This is a genomic window from Pseudoalteromonas sp. AWM4_233 (genome assembly GCF_056158285.1).
On the sequence record NZ_JBSWSZ010000113.1, the window covers coordinates 98,251 to 121,440 of the forward strand.

The 23,190-nt window shown below is 40.2% G+C and carries 26 protein-coding genes; 14 read left to right on the top strand and 12 right to left on the bottom strand.

All coding sequences use genetic code 11. The features are described 5' to 3' along the window. Positions 1 to 12: 12 nt before the first annotated feature. Positions 13 to 243, bottom strand: coding sequence for a hypothetical protein (locus ACXAC4_RS22025; RefSeq protein WP_475165475.1), 231 nt, complete (start codon positions 241 to 243; stop codon positions 13 to 15). A 174-nt stretch (positions 244 to 417) separates the two neighbouring features. Between ACXAC4_RS22025 and ACXAC4_RS22030 the strand changes: the two genes are divergently transcribed. Together ACXAC4_RS22030 and ACXAC4_RS22035 are read left to right on the top strand one after the other, a co-directional pair. After that, a complete protein-coding gene (locus tag ACXAC4_RS22030) occupies positions 418 to 912 on the top strand; it encodes a hypothetical protein (RefSeq protein ID WP_475165478.1) in 495 nt (164 codons plus the stop codon). 31 nt (positions 913 to 943) lie between these two features. After that, a complete protein-coding gene (locus ACXAC4_RS22035) occupies positions 944 to 1,552 on the top strand; it encodes a superoxide dismutase (RefSeq protein ID WP_475165481.1) in 609 nt (202 codons plus the stop codon). A gap of 58 nt (positions 1,553 to 1,610) precedes the next feature. On the opposite strand, the gene ACXAC4_RS22040 is transcribed toward ACXAC4_RS22035, so the two are convergent. From ACXAC4_RS22040 to ACXAC4_RS22070, 7 genes are all read right to left on the bottom strand, one after another. Next, positions 1,611 to 2,273 (bottom strand): hypothetical protein, encoded by a 663-nt coding sequence (locus tag ACXAC4_RS22040; protein ID WP_475165482.1) that lies wholly within the window; start codon positions 2,271 to 2,273, stop codon positions 1,611 to 1,613. A 191-nt stretch (positions 2,274 to 2,464) separates the two neighbouring features. Beyond that, the gene (locus ACXAC4_RS22045; RefSeq protein WP_475165484.1) at positions 2,465 to 4,090 is read right to left on the bottom strand and encodes a methyl-accepting chemotaxis protein; all 1,626 of its coding nucleotides are present in this window, start codon (positions 4,088 to 4,090) and stop codon (positions 2,465 to 2,467) included. A 102-nt stretch (positions 4,091 to 4,192) separates the two neighbouring features. After that, entirely contained in the window at positions 4,193 to 6,091 is a 1,899-nt protein-coding gene (locus ACXAC4_RS22050; RefSeq protein WP_475165487.1) for a propionyl-CoA synthetase, read from the bottom strand. A gap of 111 nt (positions 6,092 to 6,202) precedes the next feature. Next, a complete protein-coding gene (locus tag ACXAC4_RS22055; protein ID WP_475165488.1) occupies positions 6,203 to 6,424 on the bottom strand; it encodes a DUF7661 family protein in 222 nt (73 codons plus the stop codon). An 8-nt stretch (positions 6,425 to 6,432) separates the two neighbouring features. Next, positions 6,433 to 6,849, bottom strand: coding sequence for a cupin domain-containing protein (locus ACXAC4_RS22060; RefSeq protein ID WP_475165491.1), 417 nt, complete (start codon positions 6,847 to 6,849; stop codon positions 6,433 to 6,435). After that, positions 6,846 to 7,220 carry a nuclear transport factor 2 family protein gene (locus ACXAC4_RS22065; RefSeq protein ID WP_475165492.1) on the bottom strand — a complete coding sequence of 125 codons (375 nt, stop codon included), beginning with the start codon at positions 7,218 to 7,220 and terminating at the stop codon, positions 6,846 to 6,848. Before ACXAC4_RS22065 ends, ACXAC4_RS22060 begins: the two co-directional genes overlap by 4 nt. 41 nt (positions 7,221 to 7,261) lie before the next feature. Beyond that, a complete protein-coding gene (locus ACXAC4_RS22070; RefSeq protein WP_475165494.1) occupies positions 7,262 to 8,110 on the bottom strand; it encodes a M61 family metallopeptidase in 849 nt (282 codons plus the stop codon). A 163-nt stretch (positions 8,111 to 8,273) separates the two neighbouring features. Here ACXAC4_RS22070 and ACXAC4_RS22075 point away from each other — a divergent pair, with 163 nt between their 5' ends. The 4 genes from ACXAC4_RS22075 to ACXAC4_RS22090 all read left to right on the top strand — a co-directional run bounded on the left by ACXAC4_RS22075 (position 8,274) and on the right by ACXAC4_RS22090 (position 12,015). After that, on the top strand, positions 8,274 to 9,662 hold the full coding sequence (locus ACXAC4_RS22075) for a DNA-3-methyladenine glycosylase 2 family protein (protein WP_475165496.1): 1,389 nt from the start codon (positions 8,274 to 8,276) through the stop codon (positions 9,660 to 9,662). Further along, entirely contained in the window at positions 9,662 to 10,183 is a 522-nt protein-coding gene (locus tag ACXAC4_RS22080) for a methylated-DNA--[protein]-cysteine S-methyltransferase (RefSeq protein WP_475165498.1), read from the top strand. Before ACXAC4_RS22075 ends, ACXAC4_RS22080 begins: the two co-directional genes overlap by 1 nt. A gap of 82 nt (positions 10,184 to 10,265) precedes the next feature. After that, on the top strand, positions 10,266 to 11,594 hold the full coding sequence (locus tag ACXAC4_RS22085) for an ABC1 kinase family protein (protein ID WP_475165501.1): 1,329 nt from the start codon (positions 10,266 to 10,268) through the stop codon (positions 11,592 to 11,594). Between the two features lie 43 nt (positions 11,595 to 11,637). Beyond that, the gene (locus ACXAC4_RS22090) at positions 11,638 to 12,015 is read left to right on the top strand and encodes a VOC family protein (protein WP_475165503.1); all 378 of its coding nucleotides are present in this window, start codon (positions 11,638 to 11,640) and stop codon (positions 12,013 to 12,015) included. A gap of 45 nt (positions 12,016 to 12,060) precedes the next feature. Here ACXAC4_RS22090 and ACXAC4_RS22095 read toward each other — a convergent pair whose 3' ends face one another. Then, positions 12,061 to 13,722 carry an asparagine synthase-related protein gene (locus ACXAC4_RS22095; RefSeq protein ID WP_475165506.1) on the bottom strand — a complete coding sequence of 554 codons (1,662 nt, stop codon included), beginning with the start codon at positions 13,720 to 13,722 and terminating at the stop codon, positions 12,061 to 12,063. Between the two features lie 154 nt (positions 13,723 to 13,876). Between ACXAC4_RS22095 and ACXAC4_RS22100 the strand changes: the two genes are divergently transcribed. Beyond that, positions 13,877 to 14,389 (top strand): flavodoxin family protein, encoded by a 513-nt coding sequence (locus ACXAC4_RS22100; RefSeq protein WP_475165508.1) that lies wholly within the window; start codon positions 13,877 to 13,879, stop codon positions 14,387 to 14,389. A gap of 34 nt (positions 14,390 to 14,423) precedes the next feature. Further along, on the top strand, positions 14,424 to 14,981 hold the full coding sequence (locus tag ACXAC4_RS22105; RefSeq protein WP_475165510.1) for a YbhB/YbcL family Raf kinase inhibitor-like protein: 558 nt from the start codon (positions 14,424 to 14,426) through the stop codon (positions 14,979 to 14,981). Between the two features lie 10 nt (positions 14,982 to 14,991). Here ACXAC4_RS22105 and ACXAC4_RS22110 read toward each other — a convergent pair whose 3' ends face one another. Both ACXAC4_RS22110 and ACXAC4_RS22115 read right to left on the bottom strand, forming a co-directional pair. Then, positions 14,992 to 15,195, bottom strand: coding sequence for a helix-turn-helix transcriptional regulator (locus ACXAC4_RS22110; RefSeq protein WP_475165512.1), 204 nt, complete (start codon positions 15,193 to 15,195; stop codon positions 14,992 to 14,994). After that, the gene (locus ACXAC4_RS22115; protein WP_138481773.1) at positions 15,188 to 15,673 is read right to left on the bottom strand and encodes a hypothetical protein; all 486 of its coding nucleotides are present in this window, start codon (positions 15,671 to 15,673) and stop codon (positions 15,188 to 15,190) included. Before ACXAC4_RS22115 ends, ACXAC4_RS22110 begins: the two co-directional genes overlap by 8 nt. A gap of 274 nt (positions 15,674 to 15,947) precedes the next feature. Between ACXAC4_RS22115 and ACXAC4_RS22120 the strand changes: the two genes are divergently transcribed. Beyond that, positions 15,948 to 17,576, top strand: a complete 1,629-nt coding sequence (locus ACXAC4_RS22120) for a methyl-accepting chemotaxis protein (protein ID WP_475165514.1) — start codon at positions 15,948 to 15,950, stop codon at positions 17,574 to 17,576. A 151-nt stretch (positions 17,577 to 17,727) separates the two neighbouring features. Then, the gene (locus ACXAC4_RS22125; RefSeq protein WP_475165515.1) at positions 17,728 to 18,126 is read left to right on the top strand and encodes a hypothetical protein; all 399 of its coding nucleotides are present in this window, start codon (positions 17,728 to 17,730) and stop codon (positions 18,124 to 18,126) included. A gap of 93 nt (positions 18,127 to 18,219) precedes the next feature. Here the strand turns inward: ACXAC4_RS22125 and ACXAC4_RS22130 are convergent, their stop codons facing one another. Further along, positions 18,220 to 18,747 carry a TetR/AcrR family transcriptional regulator gene (locus ACXAC4_RS22130; protein WP_475165517.1) on the bottom strand — a complete coding sequence of 176 codons (528 nt, stop codon included), beginning with the start codon at positions 18,745 to 18,747 and terminating at the stop codon, positions 18,220 to 18,222. Between the two features lie 121 nt (positions 18,748 to 18,868). Between ACXAC4_RS22130 and ACXAC4_RS22135 the strand changes: the two genes are divergently transcribed. From ACXAC4_RS22135 to ACXAC4_RS22150, 4 genes are all read left to right on the top strand, one after another. Continuing rightward, a complete protein-coding gene (locus tag ACXAC4_RS22135; protein ID WP_475165519.1) occupies positions 18,869 to 19,081 on the top strand; it encodes a hypothetical protein in 213 nt (70 codons plus the stop codon). 65 nt (positions 19,082 to 19,146) lie between these two features. Continuing rightward, positions 19,147 to 19,599 carry a hypothetical protein gene (locus ACXAC4_RS22140; RefSeq protein ID WP_475165521.1) on the top strand — a complete coding sequence of 151 codons (453 nt, stop codon included), beginning with the start codon at positions 19,147 to 19,149 and terminating at the stop codon, positions 19,597 to 19,599. 82 nt (positions 19,600 to 19,681) lie between these two features. Beyond that, a complete protein-coding gene (locus ACXAC4_RS22145; RefSeq protein ID WP_475165523.1) occupies positions 19,682 to 21,523 on the top strand; it encodes a S41 family peptidase in 1,842 nt (613 codons plus the stop codon). Between the two features lie 252 nt (positions 21,524 to 21,775). Then, a complete protein-coding gene (locus tag ACXAC4_RS22150) occupies positions 21,776 to 23,128 on the top strand; it encodes a M24 family metallopeptidase (RefSeq protein WP_475165525.1) in 1,353 nt (450 codons plus the stop codon). Positions 23,129 to 23,190 lie beyond the last annotated feature (62 nt).

The window sequence follows — 23,190 nt, forward strand, 5'->3', positions numbered from 1 at the left end:
TTCAGAACTACATTATTTCTTATCGTCGCCGTTATCTTCTTTACGTTTGGGTTGCTCTTGCTTTGCTTTAGCCACGTTTTTAAATGCCGGTGGTGGAATTGGAAACAATGAAATCAGCGGCATGAGTGCCATAAATAAATAGGCGCCTTTAGGCATTTTCTTAGCCCATTTTGTCGCGCTTCTTCCCAAAAAAACAAACAGTAAAATAATTAAAACTCCTAACCCAATGGTTAAAAAATCCATTTTAACTACCTAAAAGTTGATTAATACATAATCAACTTAATTGTGTTCTCCCTCCTTTAATTCAAGTTATTACATATAAATTTATGCCCTATAAGTAATTTCACTTTGACAATAAAGCTGAAAAGATCAAATATAAATAACAATCATTTTCAATTGCATTTTATATATTTACTTATGGATACCAATAACACGCTGATCCAACAGGCTATGCTCACTTGGCAAAATACAATATGCGAAGGTAACAACGCATTCGAAAACAATCGCTATATTACCGCGGACAAATTATACCAAGATAGCTTAGAACACTTAGCTGATATTGGGGGTTTCATAACTTCAAATACACCGCCACCTACATCTTGGGTTATTGATCAATTTGTACCAGCACTTGTCGTGTCGTACTTGAATTTAGTCGACTCTTCTATGGCTCAAGGAAAACATGAAATCGCATGTGACTTCTTAGTTGAGGGCTATAACGTAGTGTGTGATTGTGGACACTGCTTACTGAATGCGACCCAAGACGAAAACCACTATTTATTTTCGAAACATTTGTCTCAGCTACAGCATCATTCATTTGCAATTAGAAAACACCTTGCTCAATCACCAAATTTGCTGAACAAGCTAGAAAAAATTTCAGAACCCTATTCCGTCACATCGCTGACTTTTCACTAATTTATATCTATCAAAACCGAAGGAGTGCTTAATGCCATTCACACTGCCAAAACTAAATTATCAATATGACGCATTAGAGCCACATATCGATACAAAAACCATGGAAATTCACCATACCCTGCATCATCAAACCTATGTAAATAAAGCAAACGAAGCGCTTTCAGGCACTGAATTTGCTGAGAAAAGTGACGAGTGGTTATTAAGAAATATCCAAACCCTACCAAGCTCTCTTCAAGGTGCAGTGAGAGACCATGTTGGTGGGCATCATAATCACAGTCTATTTTGGGAAGTGATGTCTGAGAACGGTGGGCAGTTACATGAAAGCAAACTGGCTGATGATATCAATAGAACATTTGGCAACTTTGACACTTTCAAAGAACTTTTCATCAAAGCAGCACTCACACGTTTCGGTAGCGGCTGGGCTTGGCTAGTTGTGAACGAGCAAGGTGAGCTACAAGTAACCAGTTCACTCAATCAAGACAGTCCACTAATGGATAATCAAGTGCCTATTTTAGGCTTAGATGTATGGGAACATGCATACTACTTGAAGTATCAAAATCGCCGCCCAGAGTATATTAATGCCTTTTTTAATGTCATTAATTGGGCTGATGTGGAGCGCAGATACTTAGCTGCGGTTTAATAAAAAGCAAAATTAATATATGAGTGCTTCTCATCATACAACTTGAAGCACTCGCATATCACACCATTCTTTTTAGTAAATCAAATTTATCAACATCATTCAGACCGAGATCTTCAAATTGCGTATTGATTTGGTTACTAAAATTGAGCCGCTGGTTTTCTTCATCTGGCTTCTCTTTGCCAGCCAATAAATCATCAATTTGCAGTTGTAGTTGCGCGCTTAAATCAGCGGTCATATTTCTTAACTTCTCTTTATCAGAGCGATGCAATGCTGAGTCTTCATCTATATCTTGATCTGTCAACGAAAGCATTTCTATGCGAACTTTTAGCTCTTTGTAATCAAGATAATTTATACCTAAGTTATTAAAGATAAGTGCCTCATTGATTTCTGAAGGTAATATTTCTACATCAATTGGCATTTCCATTATCTCTATCATGGTTTCTTTATAAGTTTCGATAGAGCGCTCTCTGTCGCTTAACGTATCATCAACTCGCTCAGAGGCTTTGTCTTTGGCTATGTGGTAGAGCTCTTTTGCTTGTTCCGACAAGGGTAGATTTTTTGTTAAGAGAGCAACAGCAGATTGTGGTTGATATTCTTCAGCTTTATTTAAATTATTTAACTGACTAGCAAACGAGTCATGCTTATCAGGACTGTCTTTTTGTAAGGCTGAATGCGCTTTATTAAAGCTTTGAGCGGTATACATACTAGTATGAATTTTCATTGCTATCCCTAATCTGAGCGTAAGGCTGAATTTAAAAATGAGTACTCAGATAAAGTTAGCAAACTTTGTACCATTTAAAATCATCAACAAAGTACTGAAAAACGAGCTTAAGTCGTCATGTAAAGGCAATAACTTTCCTGCTGCAAGCTTTTATATTCTGTTTTTTTGCCGTGACACTAAGATCTATGCTTTTAAACTTTAAATTGTTTTATTTCTTGCTTTAATTGCTCAGCCATATCTGACAACTCCTCACCTGAAACTGAATTATTTTGGGCACTCATTGAGATTTCATTAATGCTTAAATTAAAAACTTCAATAGAGTTAGACATTTCGCTCGTAACAGATGTTTGTTCTTCCGTGGCCGTTGAAACTTGAATATTCATCGATGCAATTTCACTCACTGAACTACTAATAGCCTGAATCTTTTGCGATGAATGCTCGGCCATTTCTACACTTTTTGAAGCCCTATTCTCGGCATCAGACATTGCTGAGACCGCATGATTAGCTTGAGTTTGCAGCTTACTGATCATCTCTTTAATATTCTCAGTAGCTTTTTGAGTATTATGTGCCAGCGTTCTTACTTCGTCCGCAACAACTGCAAACCCTCGTCCTGAATCTCCCGCTCTCGCAGCTTCAATGGCTGCATTCAGGGCTAATAAATTAGTTTGCTCAGCAACACCTTGGATCATCATCACGACTTGATTGATCTCGGTTGTTTGATTATTTAATTCATTAATCAACTGAGCATTATTTACCACTAACTCAGCGAGTTCATGAATTGCACCAATACTCTCTTCAATGGTTTTTTGCCCTTCAATTGATAAGTTTTCAGCATCTTCAGCATGTAAAGCGGTACGTGATGCACTTTCTGATACTTCAGCAATGGCTGAACTCATCTCAGTAATTGCTTGTGCGATCATCGCGGTTTGCTGCTCTTGCTCTAAAGCTGAAGATGCCATTTGCTCACCCGATTTTGCAACTTGATTTGATGAGCCAGTCAAAGATTCAACAGCCGATGAAATTTGACTTAGCATGGCATGAAATTTATCCATCATCATATTGAAATCTATTGCTATTTTACTAAATTCATCATTCCCTTTATCTTCAACGCGTAGAGTTAAATCTGTATCTCTAACAATTTGCTCTATGGTTTGACCCATTTTCGTTAAAGGTGAATTTATGCTGTTATAAATTAAGAAGCCCACCGATAGCATTGCAAATACGATAACAACAGACAAAGCAATTAATGAAAACTCGACCTTTTCTGCTTCCTCATCTCCTTCAATTTTTAACAGTTCAGCTTGCTTTACTTGATAGTTAATCAAGTCGCCAAAACTTTCACTGAGTGGATCAAAGGTGCTGTAAACTTCTTTTACAAACAATGAATAATCTTTAGATTTAAAGGTGCCGCTTCTGATCTCTAATAAGTATTGTTCAATCAGGTGATCCACTTCTCCACGACGCTGCTCAGCTAAACTAATAAGCCTTTTTTCTTCTGCACCCGTCACATTTTTTAGATAAAGCTGCCAGTTTTTTCGGGCTACCTCTTGTGCTTTTAAAATATCAGCTATGGCTTGCTCTTTAGTGACTGCCTCACCTCTGAACTTGTGGAATGTGTCAACGATAATGACGGCATAATCGTCTGACACGACTTTGATTTCTTGCATTGGGATGACACGAAGGTCGTATAACTCATCCAAATCATGAACGATAATTTTGACTTCTTTTAAGGTAAAAATCGTCGCACCTATAAACAAAATAATAGGCATACATGCGAGTAAAATGAGTCTAGATTGAACGGTTAGTGTATTTATCATAGTCAATGAGCACGAATTTTATTTTGACTAAGTATTGACCATGATCTAAGTGGGCGCAAAAAAGGAGGTTATTAAAACCTCCTTTTAAAAGATTTTGATAATTTAAGTATTTAGAGAAACCCACTGAGCTTGTATCTCTTCAATCACTGAAGGGTCTTCAATTGTCGAAGGAACTTGAATTTGTTCACCATCGACCAACTGTCGTAGGTTTTTGCGCAGTATCTTTCCAGAACGAGTTTTGGGTAATCGCTCTACAACTTGTATGGTTTGCAAACAAGCAATGGCACCGATTTGAGCGCGAATAGAGGCACGAATTTCAGCGGCAATTTCATCATCTTGCTTAATACAGCCTTCTTTTGTTACCACCATAGCAACGGGTACTTGCCCTTTTAAGTTATCTTTGCTGGCAAACACAGCACACTCTGCCACACTCGGATGCGCAGCAACCACTTCTTCCATTTCACCGGTTGATAAACGATGGCCCGCAACATTAATCACATCATCGGTTCGTCCCATGATAAACAAGTAACCATCTTCGTCGATAAAACCGCCATCACCTGATAAATAGTAGCCTTTATATTGAGACAAGTAACTTTGTTTGAAACGTTCGGCATTGCCCCAAATTGTGGTTAAACACCCGGGCGGTAACGGTAATTTCACCGCAACCACACCTTGTTCATTCGCTTCACATTGGCTGCCATCCACATCAAGAATGTGAACTTGATAACCAGGTGTTGGTACCGTAGCACTGCCCGCTTTGGTTGGTAGTTGCTCAATACCCACTGGGTTACAGGCAATTGCCCATCCTGTTTCCGTTTGCCACCAATGATCAATCACTGGGAGGCCTGTTTTATCTTGTAGCCACTCATAGGTTGCGGGGTCTAGTCGCTCGCCTGCTAAGAACAACCTTTCTAAACTAGACACATCATATTTAGCCAATAGCTCGGCTTCAGGATCTTGCTTTTTAATTGCTCTGAAAGCCGTTGGCGCACTAAACAACGCATTCACTTTATACTCTTCTACTACTCGCCAAAATGCACCTGCATCTGGAGTAAATACCGGTTTTCCTTCATATAAAACCGTCGTGCAGCCATAAATTAACGGCCCATAAACAATATATGAATGACCGACTACCCAACCTATGTCAGACGCAGCCCAAAATACTTGCCCTGGTTGCATACCATACACAGTTTGCATACTGTAATTAAGTGCCACCGCATGACCACCCTGCTCGCGTAATACGCCTTTCGGTGTGCCCGTTGTGCCAGAAGTATAAAGTATATAAAGCGGATGAGTTGCAGGGAGTGGTACGGCGTCTGTCGGTTGTGCTTTTACAAGGACATCTAGCCAATCTAAATCGCGCTTGGCTTGCAACTGGGCTTGGGCGTGTGGTCGTTGGAAGACCACACAGTGATCTACTTTGTGCTCGGCAAGCTCAAGTGCTTCGTCAAGCATAGGTTTGTATTCAATAATACGGCTTGGCTCAACACCGCAAGATGCAGTAAGCACAAGTTTAGGTTTGGCATCATCAATGCGCATAGCGAGTTCTCGCGGAGCAAAGCCTCCGAAAACCACTGAGTGAAAGGCGCCAATTCGGGCGCAGGCTAGCATAGCAATAGACGCTTCGGGGATCATCGGCATGTAAATCACCACGCGATCGCCCGCTTCTACCCCTAAGTTTTTTAAGCCACCAGCAAACAAGCTGACCGCTTCATGAAGTTGGTTATAGGTGTATGTTCGTTTTTGCTCTGTGACTGGTGAGTCATAAATAAGTGCTAACTGCTCGCCTCGCCCCTGTTCAATATGATGATCGAGTGCCAAATAACAGGTATTCAGCTCACCATCTGCAAACCAATGGTCAAGTTGCTCATAGCATTGGCTGACACCTTGAGTAGGCTGTGTATGCCAATTCAGCTTTTGTGCTTGTTTAAGCCAAAATGCCTCTGTATCTTGTTGAAAGTCTTTATAATAAGACTGATAGTGTGAGTTTGTTGTTGTCATAATAGTGCCTTTAATTTCGCCAAATAACCTTGGTTAATTTATGGTCTTTACACTCTCACGCTAGTTTACGCTGACGTTAAAGGACACTAGACTTTAGTCGATTTACCCTAATTAAAGGTTGAGTTGCTCAACTTTAGGATAACGCTCACTTGAATATTCATGATAAATATCATCAAGATAGCCTCTAAGTTCTGAGGCTGTTAAATAATCAGGAATAACGACATCATATACTCGACTTCGTATGCCAGTTTGCGATTCTTTATAAAGTTGCCACTGTTCAGATTCTCTTCGAACCGACATTAGGACGCCAAACACATTAAATCGATACTGCATGTGATACCTCAGCGCTTAATCGTTAACGGTTTACCTTTTACACCCGCATAAAATACCATGATCTCGGCATCCTCTTTGCCAGTGCTAGTCCCCAAATGCCACGTATCGACCACTTCTACAATGGGATCGCCCGCTTTCATCAGTAACGTTTCACCCTCTTTTGTTTTTACCGTCAACTCTCCTTTTAATAGCACACCTACATTAATAACTGGGTGTTGATGCATAGGTAAAGTCACGCCTTTGGGAATAGTGATACGTAATACCGTCACTTCGGGCTGACCTTGCGGGTAGTGTGGTAGCTTAGTGCCATTCCAGCTATTTGAGGATTTCACAACCTCAACCACCTTGATTTCATTTTTAGTTTGCTCAGTAGATACACAAGCAAAAAGAGGGAGTAAGCACAGGGCCACAAAACTATTTTTCATTTTATTAATTCAAACGCGTCGCAAGACGTTCCTTGATGATATCTTAACTGCCAGCCTACCTCGGTTTGCTGCCAGAGTGAAGCCCGTCTTGAAAAAGCATCGACTTTTCCGTCTTCATAAACCCAAGCGGCTTCATAGGTCAGTAACCTTGAATCTGGCCCAACTGTAATACATTGAAAATTTTGAGAATGCACAAAACCCGCTTCATAGGGTTCAAAAGCCAGCATTTCTAGAATACTTTGAAGATCGTAACGTTTTCCTGAAGCTCCAACCTCAACAAACTCTGGGTGGAGAAGACGCGTAACTTGACTGACGTTTTGTCTCACTTCGTATTGGTGGAGTGCAACTTCCTGTGTGATCAGAATATCCATATATTTCCCCTGCTAAACTTCTAAAAGTTTAGTAAAGATTATCATAATGCATTGAAATGTTTTTGTTTCAGCTTGGGAAAGTCTGTCCGATTTCTATATTTTAAATACAGATTACTAAACACAGCCGTTTTTGAAAGCTTATCCAATTCCTGTAAAAACTGACGACCAGATTGCTGCTCTAGCGCTCTACAGCAGGCCTGATAGGCTTTGAGCAGCTCTGCAATAGTATTATATTTGGCTTGCTGCAATTTGAGTTGATATTGCGCTTCCAAAAAAAATGCCACACCACTCCAATACACACGCTGCTGAGCGTTGAGTTGCCACATATTGCTACTTACACTCGCTAAGCGCGCATCTTGAAGATGTGATAAACGATATGTGTTAGATTGTCCGCGCTCAAGCCCAGCTCTTAGTCTCATCATCATATTGTCATAAGTAATAATGCCGGTGTCTTTCATGATTTGGTTTTGCAAAAAAGTCGCTAAACCTTCACTCAACCAGAAGTCTTCGTAATTTAATAACGGGTGATATAAATGCGCTAACTCATGATAAAGCGTCCAGTCGTTTTTTAATTGTTTGAGACTCGCATAGCGACTAAATTGAAGCTCAACACCATCTTGCTCGCCGCGAATGACTTCGGCCCAAGGTACGGCTTCAAAAGCAAAATATTGCGGTTTCAAATATATTGGTACGTTTTTTTGTATTAAGGGCCCGAGTGTTTTTTGGGTTGCGTCTAAGCCATGATTTATCCAGTTTTTCACTTTAATTTGTTGCCCTTCGTTGAGCTCTGACAAGCCAAAGAAGTCCGCTTTAGTATGAACGAACCGAGCAGCCAAACTGTGCTGAGAAAACACCAATATAAAAAATGCCAAACCGTAAAAAATGTTCAATCGCCACCTCACAACGCCCGATTTCAGTTATCCAAAAACAATACTCTATCAATGCAATTTTAGATGACCTTTGAAAGCAGGTTTTACATTCAGTGCCGTTTTTGGCTAGTAGTCTGACACTATCTACATATAATGACTGAAAGCATATTTAATTGGAGCGCTTATGCTCAGTCTAGAAACCTGTCAAAAAGCCCGTTTTTCAAGAGATCCCCGCTTTGATGGCAAGTTCTTCATTGCAGTCAAAACTACGGGTATCTATTGCAGAACGATTTGCCCTGCATCGCCGCCAAAAGAAGAAAACGTAGAGTATTTTAAAAATGCAGTGCAGGCAGCTGAGTCAGGTTATCGTCCATGTTTACGTTGCCGGCCAGATAGCGCGCCAAGCTCAGCGGCTTGGCAAGGCAATGGCGCAACATTAAATCGCGCTGTTAGTTTAATTAATGAAGGGGCATTACAAACGGGTTCTATTGTTGATCTCGCAACACGATTAGGCGTCAGCGATAGATATTTAAGAAAACTATTCAACGAACAAATGGGTGTCTCTCCAAAAGCCTATGCACTCTACCAGCAATGTTTGTTTGCCAAAAAATTATTACACCAAACCAGTTTACCCATTACTGAGATTGCGCTCGCCAGTGGCTTTGACAGTATTCGCCGCTTTAACGACTGCTTCAAACAACAACTTAAACTCACCCCGACTCAAATGCGTAAACAGACTGGCAAAAATAATGCAAAACTGACCTTGAAACTGTCGTATCGTCCACCGTTTGATTGGCAAAAAATGCAGCGCTTTTTATCTGCCAGACTCATTCCAAGGCTAGAATGGATTGGCGAAAATTTTTATGGCCGCAGCTTTATTTATCAGGATATTAAAGGACAATTTACCGCTCACCATCAAGCTGAGAAGCATCAATTTTTAGTCGAGATTAGTATTGAAAACAATCGTGTTCTCAAACCTGTGGTCAGCAATATTCGCCGTGTGCTCGATTTAGACGCCGAGCTTGAGCAAATAGAGCAAGATCTCACTGACGCGCTTGGCACAAATACGTTGATAAGCTCTGGGTTGCGCTTGCCCGGTATTTGGGATGTATTCGAAGCGGGTATGCGCGCTATTTTGGGTCAGCAAATTTCGGTAACTGCTGCCAAAAACCTAGTGATAAAACTGGTTGAAACCTTAGGTGAAAAAGAAATCAATGACCAAGATGCTCAATGTGAGGATGTGCTTTACTTTCCCTCACCCCAAGTCATAGCGAAAAGCGACCTAGCATTTTTTAAAATGCCAGAAAGTCGCAAACAAACCATTACAAGGTTTGCTCAATTTGCTCAAAACCAACCCATTGAAGCGCAAAACCCAGATAACTGGCTAGCACTCAAAGGGATCGGCCCTTGGACTGCAAATTATGCCAAAATGCGCGGCTTAAGCGACCCAGATATATTTCTCGCTACCGATCTTGGAGTAATTAAAGCACTAAAAGCACACGCTGATTTTGACTCAGGAAAAGCCGCCCCTTGGCGCAGCTACCTTACTTTTCAACTATGGGACAAACTATAATGTATTGCGACTACTTTGAAAGCCCGCTTGGCACGATGGAAATAAAAGCAACCGACGAAGGAATTTGTCAGGTCATTTTCTGTGGCGAACATAAAGAGCCTGTTGTAACGTCAAAACTCATCACCCTATGTATTATTCAACTCGAAGAATACTTTGCCGGCACTCGCCAAAACTTTGATCTTCCCATTGACCCAATGGGCACTGAATTTCAAAAGTCGGTCTGGCAAGCACTGCGTGATATTCCATTTGGCCAAACTCATTCATATTTACAGCTCGCAGAGCAGCTTAACAACCCAAAAGCCGTGCGCGCCGTCGGTGGTGCGAACGGCAGAAACCCAATAACTCTGATTGTGCCCTGTCATCGAGTTATTGGTGCATCGGGCACACTAACTGGTTACGCTGGAGGCGTTGAGCGAAAACAATGGCTACTAGCACATGAGGGCGTGTCTGGGTTTACCAAACCGCTCGTATTGGATGAAGTCATTCATACTCGACAAGATAAGACGCAATTTTTGCGCTAGTTGCATTGAGAAAGAACGATCTGAAACTATTTGCATATCGTAGAAACAAAAGTTCAGCATTATAGAGCATTAAATTTTTTATATGGATAAAAGTAAATCAGTTCCAACGTCTCGTTTATCTCGACTCAGTAAATTTGGCTTGCTTGCCTCGAAAGTAGCTGGCAACGTTCTGTTAGATAGTGCTAAGTCTGTCGCCAAAGGTGAAAAGCTAAATAAACAATCATTGATCCTTTCACCTCAAAACATTGAGAATCTGGCTGAGCAGCTCGCTCAACTTAGAGGCGCAGCCATGAAGTTGGGGCAACTTTTATCTATGGACTCGGGTGAAGTATTACCTCCCGAACTGAGCAAATTATTGGCAAGGCTAAGATCTGAAGGTCATGCCATGCCCCACAAGCAATTAGTTGGTGTACTTAAATCACACTGGGGAGATAACTGGCTCAATAAGTTTTCACACATCGAATTAAAACCCTTCGCTGCAGCTTCTATTGGTCAGGTCCACAAGGCCACACTGGAAAATGGCGAGAAGCTTGCGGTCAAAATTCAGTACCCAGGGATCGCAAAAAGCATAGAAAGTGATGTCGATAATCTTGCAAGCCTTCTAAAAATGAGTGGCTTATTACCCAAGCATATCGACATAGCGCCGCTCATTTCTGAGGCAAAGCAACAGCTTTTAGAAGAATCTGATTATCAACTTGAAGCCCGTCATTTAAAGCGATATCAAGAGAATCTTGTAAGCTTTAAACAATTTAAAATACCCAAAGTGATTAACGATTTAACCACTGAGCATATACTGAGTATGGAGTTTGTTGAAGGTATCGATTTAGAAGCTTGTGTATCTTTGTCGCAAACCCAACGTGACGCCCTAGCAAGCAACTTAATCCATTTATTCTTCTTTGAGCTTTTAAAATTTAATACTGTGCAAACCGACCCAAATTTTGGCAATTATCTTTATCAGCCCGATACAGGAAAAATAGTATTACTGGACTTTGGTGCAACCCGAGAGCTCACACAATCAGTATGTAATGGTTATTTTGCCCTATTTTCTGGTGCCATGTCTGAAAATAGAAATTTAGTGGCATCAGCTGCTGAGCAAATTGGTTACTTCAACTCTGAAATAGACTTGGAGTACAAACATAAAGTCGTGGATATTTTTATGCTTGCTTGCGAACCGCTTAGACAAGATAAATCCTATGACTTTGCTACGAGCCCTCTTGCCAAACAAATTCGCGACAAAGGACTTGAGATGAGTACTGATAAATCCAAGTGGCACTCTCCGCCTATCGATGCACTGTTTATACATCGTAAGCTTACTGGGCTTTACCTGATTGCCGCTAAGCTCAATGCCAAGGTCAATGTACAACAGCTGTATAAATCTTTCTTACAACAAGCAAAACTAGCTCAAAAATAATACTGGGTGTAGCATGGGGTATTAGCCAAAAAAGGAGTACCCCATGAATTTAAATCAGGTCACATTACCAGTTAAAAATATGCCGATCGCCGTAGAATTTTACCAAACGCTTGGCTTTAAACTGATAGTTGATACACCACACTACGCACGATTTATGTGTCCTGAAGGGGAAGCGACATTTTCTCTTTCTCTAAACGAAAACGATTTTAATAGCGGCACCACCATTTATTTTGAGCACGAACAGCTAGATGAGTGGGTTGCTACACTGCAAAAGAAAGGCATCGAGTTTGCGCAATTCCCCACCGATGAACGTTATTTATGGCGTGAAGCCATGTTGTTTGACCCATCTGGCAATACAATCAAACTCTACTGGGCTGGCGAGAATAGGTTAAATCCACCTTGGCGCGTTAACCCAGACTAGGGCTAACACGCTATTTTTTTGAATTTTATGATAGTGCTCACTCAGCTACCATTTCAACATATTCTCTACCACTTTCAGTTTGTCGTTATACACTTTTAAACCCAAACTATGTAGCACAGCAACGACGCTAAAAGACGGAATATTGACCATGCGCTTATGCTGACTAAACATCAGGCTGAATAAAAGCCCATATACTTTTGCAGTGTTAAATTGTTTTGGACGTTTGATCTGCCATTGATCTATGCCTTCTTTTGGTAAAGTACAAGGAATATGATCTGGATAAGCCTGCCAGGGAGCATCAAGCGCTTCAGGAAACGCATACTGCAAAAAGTCATGATAAAAACGGTGCTTTCTCACCCGAGAAATAGGCTGAGATAACACATGACGCAACACTTTCCAAGAATAGAATGGCAAACAGAAATCCATTTGGTAATCGTCAACTTTATCAAATGGGATCGCCAGATGGTGGTGCTGATCATTCAACAATAAAAATAAGTAGTAAGCTTTATCTAAAGGCACATCTCCGAATTGCTTTAATGAGCGAATAATATTGGCTTTTAAGGTTTGCTGCATGCCTTCAGCGCCGCGAATAATCGACTTAGGAATATATGCAAATTGTTGTGATAAATACGCATCAGCTAGATGCTCAACATCTTGAGTTAACGCCGCTTGATACACTTTTTCAGAGTAATAAATCACGCCCAAGCCAACACTCCCGCCATTACCTGACCAAGAAAGCCCCGGACGAGTGACACGGTAGTAGTCTGGATGAGCACCGTTACGCCAATGCTTACCGAGCCTGTCTTCAACCGTTTTTGCTTGCGTGTCTTTTACTTTAATCACATCAAGGTTGATGTTCTGACTATCAGCGAAAGCTTGCGCACAATATAAATCTTGAGTCTTACCCTGAGAGAAGTTGAGCGCTGACATATCTAAATTACGGCGCTTCAATAAACAAGCTATCAGTCTTGAATCTAAACCGCCTGAAAGCGTAGTGAGAACATGTTTATCATTGCCTAAATATTTATCAACGTTATTGTCTAAGTCTTGCTTAAGCCCTTCTAATGCACCTTCATAATATTCACCGGCTTTAGCCAATGCACACCAATCAAAGTATTGGGTTTTGCGCACACCTAAACTCGACGCTTGCACGCGATGACCCGGTTGAATACATGAAATCTCTTGATAATGAGTATGGTCGAACAGGTAATAACCTAATGTCGCATACTCCATCATGCCTTCTTCATTACAAGTAAGTGGTACGCCTAGCTCTTTTAACAGGCTGAACTGGGTACTAAAGATAAACGCCCCCTCATAATACATATAATAGAATGGACGAATGCCAAGGGCGTCTGTTGCAATATCTAAGCAGTTTGACTGTTTGTTGTAGCGGGCCATGCAAAATACCCCTTCACATGACTTCAACATATTATCGGTGTAATTTTTATTTAGGGTATCTAAGTCTCTGACTCTATCTGAAGACAGCAACGGATGACCAACAAGCGTTGCAATTTGCGAATCTGTTTGCAAAAAAGCACTTGGGCCGAAGGTTTGATAGTCGAGTGACGCCATAAACAAGGCGCGCTCTTGTACTGAATTAAACTGACCATCGACACGATTTTTTTCTTCCGACTTGAACTTTTCAATAATAAAATCATGCTGTTGTGTCAGCCCCGATGCACAATAAATTCCGAATAATTTAGCCATGAGGGTCACCTTGTTATCTATTAAGTTTATCTTTGAGTTATTAGATAAAACTCAAGCTTCGTACCAAGCTGACAAAAATTTAAAAAAACACCTTTACCTAAAGTTAAGTTGAGCTTTTAAGCTGTGTGCCATTCAAACTAAAAGGAAGCATACAATGGCAAATACTCTCATACTTTTCTCTAGTGCTAATCAAGCAGGCAACACCTATCAACTGACTCAAGCTGTACGATCGCAATTAAATGAAAACCATACACGCTACTTTAATTTAGACGCTCATAATTATGCCGATTACAACTATCACAACTTTTATAGTCGAGATGACTTTTACGACATTGCTGAGGCACTCTCTTGGGCTGATAACATCGTTTTTGCCTCTCCAGTTTACTGGCACGGCGTCACTTCGAATATGAAACGTTTAATCGACCGGATCACAGAATTAACTGAGAATCCTGAGATTAAACATATAGGTAAAGGGCTTAAGAATAAAAAAGGATTTGTACTGACAACCTCTGCCAGTAAAGAAGTTTGCCCTGTTTATGCTGGTTTCTTCGAGAAAGTATTCAGCTATTTCGATATTCACATGACTGAGCTTTTGCATTTAGATTGCAGTAAAACACTTACCCTACCAAAGCAGCAGATCATAAGTTTTGCTCAGCTGTTAAAGTAGCTTGTACCTATTTTAATTTTAACAAGGAATACGAATGCACCAGCGTTTTGTCTCTTTAGCTGCAACATTGTTAATTTCAATGACCGCCTTTGCCAAAACAAATACTTTTGAGTTATCCAGTAACGGTATCAAAGTTGGAGAAGTGCTTAGCTCAAAACATGTTTATAAAGGCTTTGGCTGTGATGGTGACAATCTCTCACCTCACCTTGCTTGGACTGGTGCACCCAAAGATACCAAAGCTTATGCTGTATTTGCATATGATCCAGATGCCCCAACGGGAAGTGGCTGGTGGCACTGGCAACTTGTAAACCTACCAGCTAATACTGCTGAGTTAAAAACTGGTGTGGGAATATTAGATAATACGCTGTTGCCTCAAGGCGCAATACAAATCAACAACGATTTCGGCAGTAATGATTTTGGCGGTGCTTGCCCGCCAAAAGGACATGGCCCGCACCGCTACCAGTTCACCGTTTTCGCGTTAGCTAAGCCGCTTAATGTGTCTGGAGATACCAAAAGTGCCGTTGTCGGCTATATGGTAAATGCAAATATGCTTGCCAAAGCGAGTATTGAAGTAACCTATCAACGAGATTAATTAAAGCCCATCACTTTAATTTAAATAACGACTCTAAAGGCATATCAAAAAACTTAGCTATTTTTAAAGCAATCACCACTGACGGTGTAAAACGACCAGTTTCAATGGTACTAATTGTTTTACGAGAGACTCCCACAGCATCAGCCAACTGCTGCTGTGAGAGTTTATTTAGCACCCTTACTGAATGAATATCATTGTCTAATTGTTCATTCATCTGATTTGTTTAGCCCATATAAAACAGGTAACGCATAGCATACAAACATCACCCCAACCACTAACGTCGCAAGTGCCTTAGCAGAAATGCTATCAGCAGGAAAACTCTCTGAAATTAAAGAGGATATGTTTGAAAATAGAAAAGGGGAAAGAGTAAAAATTACACTATGGAAAGACCATTTAAACCCTAATAGATTCAGATGGTTTAAGTATTCATCTTCAAAGCTGGCAGTCCAAAAATTACGCTTCTTGATGCTAGACATCGTTGTAACCACTTTGCACATTAAATAGATGAAATACACTGACAAACCAAATTTTGCTATACCATAAACAAATGTTAAAGCCTTAGATGATTGAAAATCTAAAAATGGCTCTAAGCTCGCTGAGCAAAAAAGCAGGCCCATCACAAGCGCTAAGTAAGCGTGCCAAGTAATATATTGAAGTTCTCTTTCTGAGTTAGAAACTGCAACCTTTTCCATATTCAACTCCTTGTTGATATTTATAAAACACCAAAAATGTAACCCTAAGGTACACATTGATACCTTAAGGTGTCAACAGTAAAGTATTAATTTGAATCTTTTGCTGGCAATCAAGCACCAATAAACATGTCATTTCAGTAAAACATGACTGATTCATATACAAGATGCAGCTTTGCCATCAGTTTGAAAAATAAATTATTTACCCTAGGTTTTACATAGTAATTTTTTAAAACTGATTAATACTTACAAGATAAGTAAGTTTGGATGTAAAAAAATGTTCTTAAACCAACTTTCCGTCAAAGCAAGACTAGTTTTACTTGTTGCGCTTCCTTGTATCGCTTTCCTTTTACTTGCTGCCGTAACGCTGGTGCTTACTGGTAACTTAGTTGCCGGCATTCAAAGTATTAATAACGACAGAGTGGTGCCGCTCAAACAAATTAAAGTTGTGTCTGATAACTATGCAGTAAGTATCGTTGATAACTTGCATAAATATAATGCAGGTTTAATGTCTAAAGCTGAACTACTTAATTCTATAAACGATGCAGAAAACTTAGCCTCTTCGCAATGGACAGCATATCTTAAAACAGAGCTTACACCTGAAGAGTCGAGGCTTATAAGAAATAGTGAAGCTTTATTTGATAATGTAAAAAAGAAAGTAGAAGAGTATAAGTCTCTACTTAGATCTGACGATACTTTAACAGAATCACCCTCACAATTTGTTAAAGTACTTTACGCTACATTTGATCCCTTTAGTTCAAGCTTAAATGCGCTGATTGATCTTCAACTTGATACTTCACAACAATTTGCTGACCAAGCTGCTGCAGACTATCAAAAAGAAAAAATGATATTGGTTACGGTATGTATCATTCTTTTTGCAATCGTTATTTTCTTAGCGGTTGCCATAAATCGTTCGATTACAATGCCACTCAATAACATAAACCAAATTATGGCAAACATTGCTGACAACACTGACTTAACCCTGCGTGTAGATGAAAATGGTGATGATGAATTTGCTCAAACTGCATCAAGCGTAAATACTATGCTTGCTCATTTTAATGCGCTAATTACTGATTTGCTGAATCTTGTGATTAATTTGCGTTCTCAAACTGAGGGCCTATCTGACAACAGCATGTCGATTGCCAACAGTACTGAGCAACAAGAGCAGCAGACAACCATGTTAGCAACGGCCATTACTCAAATGAGTTCAGCGATTAAGGGCGTTGCAGATACCGCAGTAACCACATCACACAAAGCCAATGAATCAGACTCCCTCGCTCAAGCAGGATTACAAAGTGTTCAGGATAATATCCAAGCCATTAATCAATTACATGAATTGCTTAACCAAACAAAAAGCGATATTGACTTATTAAGTGGTAAAACTAACGAAATTAATAGCGTGGTGCAGATCATTCAAAGTGTTGCCGAGCAAACAAACTTACTAGCATTAAATGCTGCAATTGAAGCTGCTCGAGCGGGAGAGTCAGGTCGTGGCTTTGCCGTTGTCGCAGATGAAGTGAGACAGTTAGCCCACAATACGCAAAAAGCGACTGAACAAATCAGCGAAATGATTGTATCACTGCAAGATGCGTCAAAGCGTACTGTAGATAGTATGGAGCAAGCAGCTGATCAAACAGAAAAGAGTGTCTCTATCGCAGCAGGCTCTGCTGATTCAATACAAAAAATAACTTCGGCAATTTCTGAAATTGCAGATCTAAACATTGTTATATCGACTTCTACCGAAGAGCAAACGACTGTTGCTAATGAAGTCGCCGAAAACATCAATCAAATCACAACCAGTATCAAGAGCGTGGCGAATAGTGCCTCTGAAAATGCACAAACCAGTCAAAACCTAAAAGATATCTCCAATGAGTTAGAGAAAGACATCAGTAAATTTAAGGTTTAGACAGTAGTCTTTTTTCGTAGTTAGCTTGCGAGCGACTATTTTCATTGCTGTTCATTCAGCATTGAAAATAGTCGGTTAGTCTCCAATTTATAGCCAATATTTGGCAATCATTTAAAATAGATAATTATCAGAATCTTATTGGGTAAATAACGTGTTCAAAGCCATTCTTGTGTTTGTTTCGGTTATCGTATTTGTGGTGGGTGCGATTGTTTTAAGTAATAATTTTAGTAACTTACAACATGGAGATGCTTCTTTTGTCTATGAAACTTCGAGTGTAGATAAGTCTATTGCAGAGCAAGTTCACCAATATTTGATTGATCAAAAAGTCTATGACGGCTTACAAGGTGAAGTTTTGCTTTTGAAGAAAAACAACGCAGGGGTGTGGGTTGCTAAATTTCCTGTTTATCAAGGCGGTGACGTTGCACCGGAAGTATTAAAAGACCTGCAAAGTCTCAGTTTAGGAATTAAACAATCAGTTTTGAATAATGAGCCGCTAGAAATACACATCACCAACAGCGGTTATCAATCAGTGCAATTCTTTAAGATATAGTACTTTTATATTTAGCTCTAAGAGTATTTAGGTGCTGTTGCTTAAAAACCTAGACCAACTCGCGTCCCGGTTTCTTCAAAGGGGCTCGAGTTGTTACTTCACAGAAATAAATTTAAGCTTTTCTTCTAACTTCGCAATGAGTGCAACCTCATTCTCTGCATCATCATTTAAACCAGCCAGCAAAGTCATAAAATACACGTCCATTAACACATCGGCATATGCCAATTTTTGCTCATCTCCAAACGCCAATTGATGTTTAAAAGCATTCAACTGTGGGTCAAGTGACTGACTTTGCCATAAAATTTCTTTGAATAAAACTTTACTAAACTCTCGTTGAGATAAGTAAAACGGATACAGTGCTGAGGCAAAATGCAGCAGCCTATCAATGGGTGTTGTTGAAGTGTCTGACTTAGCTGTTTCAATTAATAAGTTATTTAATTGAGTTTCTAGACCTGATTTGAGTAAATCTAGTTTATTTGGGAAGTGGCTAAAAACGGTACCCGTTGCCACGCCTGCCGCTGAAGAAATATCTCTAGTACTGGTTTTCTCATAGCCATTTTCAGTGAAAAGCTGCCATGCAGCCGATAAGATCCGCGATCTTGTTTGCTCTCGTTTTGACACCCTACCTCCTAAAATCACGCGACATTAAAACAAGTTTAAAAAAAAATGCCAAGTTCTTATTGAAAAGTGAGCGCGCTCAATACTATTATGAGCGCGCTCATTTTTTTACTTGGAGATTTCAATGGACTTATTTTTTCGCATTATTGGTGCCTGTATTTTTTTACCTTTCATTGGCTTTTATAGTTATGTACTAGGACCAATCCTGAAGCTTATTTTGTTACCAGGGGGGCTGTTGTTACTGCTACTGATTTTAGGTAAAGAGGATGGGGTCGAGCCTTTGATTGAAGCTTTAAAAACTAAAGCGAAGGCAACAGAAAGTGTTGAAGTGTCATAGCATTGAGACGCTAACATTTAACCTATGTCTTAATTATTTTTTGTTATCAAAGGAACCGAAAGAAAATGAAAATCACCTCATCAGGGTCATTTATGCTAGTAAGCGTCGCAGCACTTGCCCTTTTCACAGCCTTGTCTCATATGTCTTGTATTGTGTTAGGCCCAGAATGTTATCGTGCACAAATGGCGCCTGAAGCTCTCATTGAACTCTCTAAATCTGCACCTTGGCGTGCAGCCTTAGAAACAACTTTGGTATCACTACTGTTTGTTTCAACAGCCATTTTTTGTTTGTCTGGCGCAGGGGTGATCAGAAAAGTGCCAATGTTAAAACCAGCCATCATTACGATCTCAGTGATTTGCACGCTTAGAGGGATTGCCACTTTGCCTTTGAGCATTCTCTTTCCAGAACAGGTGACACCATTTTCTATTATTGCTGGCACTTTATGGTTTTTCGCAGGCACACTTTGTATCGCAGGCTATCGTTTAGTAAACAAAGAAAGTACAGAAAGAGAAAGTTAGGTAAGGCATATTAATACGCTCTAAATATTTACTTTGTACAAAAAAAGCACTAGCTTGTACCTAAAAAGTAAAGGGAATTATCATGAAAAGAACTGTATTAAGCCTAATTTTTAGCTCTGTGTTATTTGGCTGTGGTGGGAGTGAAACACAAAACGCTCAAGAGAACGATGTACAAGAACCAGACAAACTCAAAGCGGTATCACCTTTTCCAAGCTCGCCACAGGCAAAGCCCACAATAGATTTTGACCAACAATTAATGTCTGACATAGAAGACTTTGTTAAGGTCGCCTATTCCGTGAAATATTTTTACCCGTCAACCGAGAATCAAGATTCAAATTGGCCCTTGTTTATCGCGGAAAGTTTAGTCGATTTAAGTCAGGCTGAACCAGCGCAAAGAACTGAACTGGGCATAGAACGGCTTCGCCAAATCGCACCTTATATCGCTTTTAATAGAGCACAATTACCTGAAATTAATGATCAGACCACCGTTTCTACTTGGAAACAAAATGCGCCAATAAATCAAAGTGTCTACACTCGAACTTTGTTAACTGATGATTTCTCCTCTTTAAAAAATGATGAATACAGTGCGAGCGAACGGTTTGCAGAACTCAACTATGGAGCACAAACATTATACTTACCTTTGTATTTACCTACGGATAAGCAAATACAAGGTTATACCTATCAAGAGCCAGGTAAATGGCAAATAGACAACAACTTTGAACAACCTGAAATATGTATGACCACAGTCTCTGAAATGTGGGCAAGCATTGCACATTTTTGGCCTTACTTTCAGCAAATTGACGTTGACTGGGCACAAAGTTTAACGCCCCTTTTAACTGCCTGCACTGACGATGATGTACTAAGAAAGCAAAACAGCCTCTTTGCTGAGTTTTCAAAGTTAAACGATAATCATATTTCAATTGTCTTCCCAACACCTGAAGAATATAGATTCAAAAGTTACATCCCGTTTACCTACGAACTAGTAGAAGAAAAAGCCATTGTTACCCAGTTAGATTCAGCTCACCCAAACGGTATAGAAGTAGGTGATGAGGTGATTTCAGTCGATGGCATAGAAATAAACAATTACTTAGACAACAAATCGATTTATTCATTAAAGAATACATTGCACAGAAAAAACCTCAGTGCGAGGTTTGATGTTTATGCCAAGCACTTTAACCCTGTGAAATATGAAATTCGTAAACCGAACAATGATATACATAGCATTGAAGTGTTCCCCAAAGACTTAAATAAGCGCGAGCCATTTGTTGGGATGCCCTATGTACCTAAGAGTGACCATATTTTTGAATATGTTGACGACAACATTTTAAAAATCAATGTCTATAACGTTCAAGAAGCTGATATTACTGAATTACGTAATGAACTGAGTGAAGCCAATGCAGTAATATTAGATATGAGAAGATACCCTACTAGCTGGAGGGGTTGGCAGGGCGTGTTAGCACTATTAATAAAAAACGACGCGACTAATGACACCATCGCTTATCACTGGCAAGGTAGTCCAAATCAACGAGACGCTAAAAAGCAGGTGATCACGCAACGGATTTACCGTTCAGAAAATGCCTTTAATATACCTACTGTTGCGCTTTCATCGAGGCATAGTATCAGCCAAAACGAACACAGTTTTATCTTTGTTCAAAATGGGGGTTTGCCCATTTTAGGTGAAACAACTTCTGGAATTAATGGCAATATTTTAAGAATGAATATTTTTGAGGGAGCCGAGCAAGACAGCGGTACTTACTTTGTGTACACCAATATGGAAGCAAATCGCCGTGATGGTACGCCTTTAATTAACAGAGGAATAGAGCCCGATATTAACGTCCCAAGAAGCATTGACAGTGTATTAAATCAGGTAGATAACCAAGTGAATGCTGCCATTGATTATTTACAGCAGCAACTTGCAAACTAAAAGCATTGTTCATTTTGAGGCTTGATTGACGCCCAGTTAAGCCTCGTTAAGCTATAAAAGTTACAGCAAGATTTTTGACTCATGTCGACCAGTTTTACTCGTTTAAAATGCTGAACTACATTAAAAGTGCTGGTCTGCACGTTCCTGTTTAATAAACGCTTAAAACAAGCCTCCTACCGAAACTAACTTGCAGCGAAATTGCACCTTACATACCATCAAATGAGATATTCAGTTTTAGTAGAAGCCTCCGCCATGTTAAAAAAACTAGCTTTAATGCTCGCTCTATCAGGAGTGAGTGCTCAATTAGCAGCAACAGAAGTCGCTCAAGGGCGCGAAATAAACGTCTTACCCAATATATTGTCTTTCAAAGAGCGTGTCGCACCTATCAATGACATGGTGACAGACAGACTCGATAATTTACTGCCAAAACTGATGCAAGAAGCCGATCTTGATATGTGGCTGGTGATCAATCGCGAATACGGTGAAGACAAATTATTTTATACCTTGGTGCCACAACCCACTTTTGCTGCCCGACGCACCACACTGCTCGTTTTCTCAAAACAACCAGATGGCAGTGTCGAGCGGTTCAGTGTCAGCCGCTATCCAATCGGCGATTTATATCCAACTGTCTGGGAAGGCGGTAGCAAAGCGCAACAGTGGCAACGTTTAGCTGAAGTCATTGCTGAGCGAGATCCGAAACGTATCGGTATTAACATTAGTGAAGATTGGGCGCTCGCTGACGGCTTAAGCGTTGGTTTACATAATAAACTACTTGATAATTTACCTAAAAAGTACCAAAAGCGTTTAGTCAGTGCAGAGGACTTAGTGATCCGTTGGCTTGAGACCCGCAGCGAAAAAGAACTTCAAGTTTACCCTACTACAGTCACTCTGGCTCGCGGCGTTATTGCAGAAGCTTTTTCTAATAAAGTCATTACGCCTGGGGTGACGACCACCGATGATGTCGCTTGGTATTTACGAGAACGCTTTGAAGCATTGCAACTCAGACCGTGGTTCCAACCTTATGTGAATATTCAACGCCAAGGCGATAACGTTGACAAAGACGCCCCGTTTTTAGGCGAATATAACCGTGTAATCTTACCGGGTGATATCATTCACACCGATGTAGGTATTTGCTATTTAAATCAATGTACCGACACGCAAGAGATGGGCTACGTCTTAAAATTAAATGAAACCGATGTGCCAGAAGGCTTAAAATCAGCCCTGAAATTGGGCAATCATTGGCAAGATATTCTCACCCGTAATTTCAAAACAGGTTTAACGGGGAATCAGATCTTAGCCAACACCATTAAGCAAAGTGAAGCTGAGAACATCATCAGCAGCACTTACACTCACCCGCTAGGTTTTGTCGGCCACGCACCGGGCCCAACCATTGGCATGTGGGATAATCAAGGCCCGACCCCAGTTCAAGGTGATTGGAAATTATATCCAAATACGGTGTATGCCATTGAAGGTAATGTGAAAATGCAGCTACCTGAATGGAATAATCAATGGATCCAAATCAAACTTGAACAAGATGCGGTATTTGATGGTAAAACAGTCTGGTACTTAGCTGGTCGCCAAACTAAGTGGCATTTGATTAGGTAACTGTAAATTCTAACTGACTGAGTTTGAGTCCATTTAATTAAATAGGGGGCATCCTGCCCCCT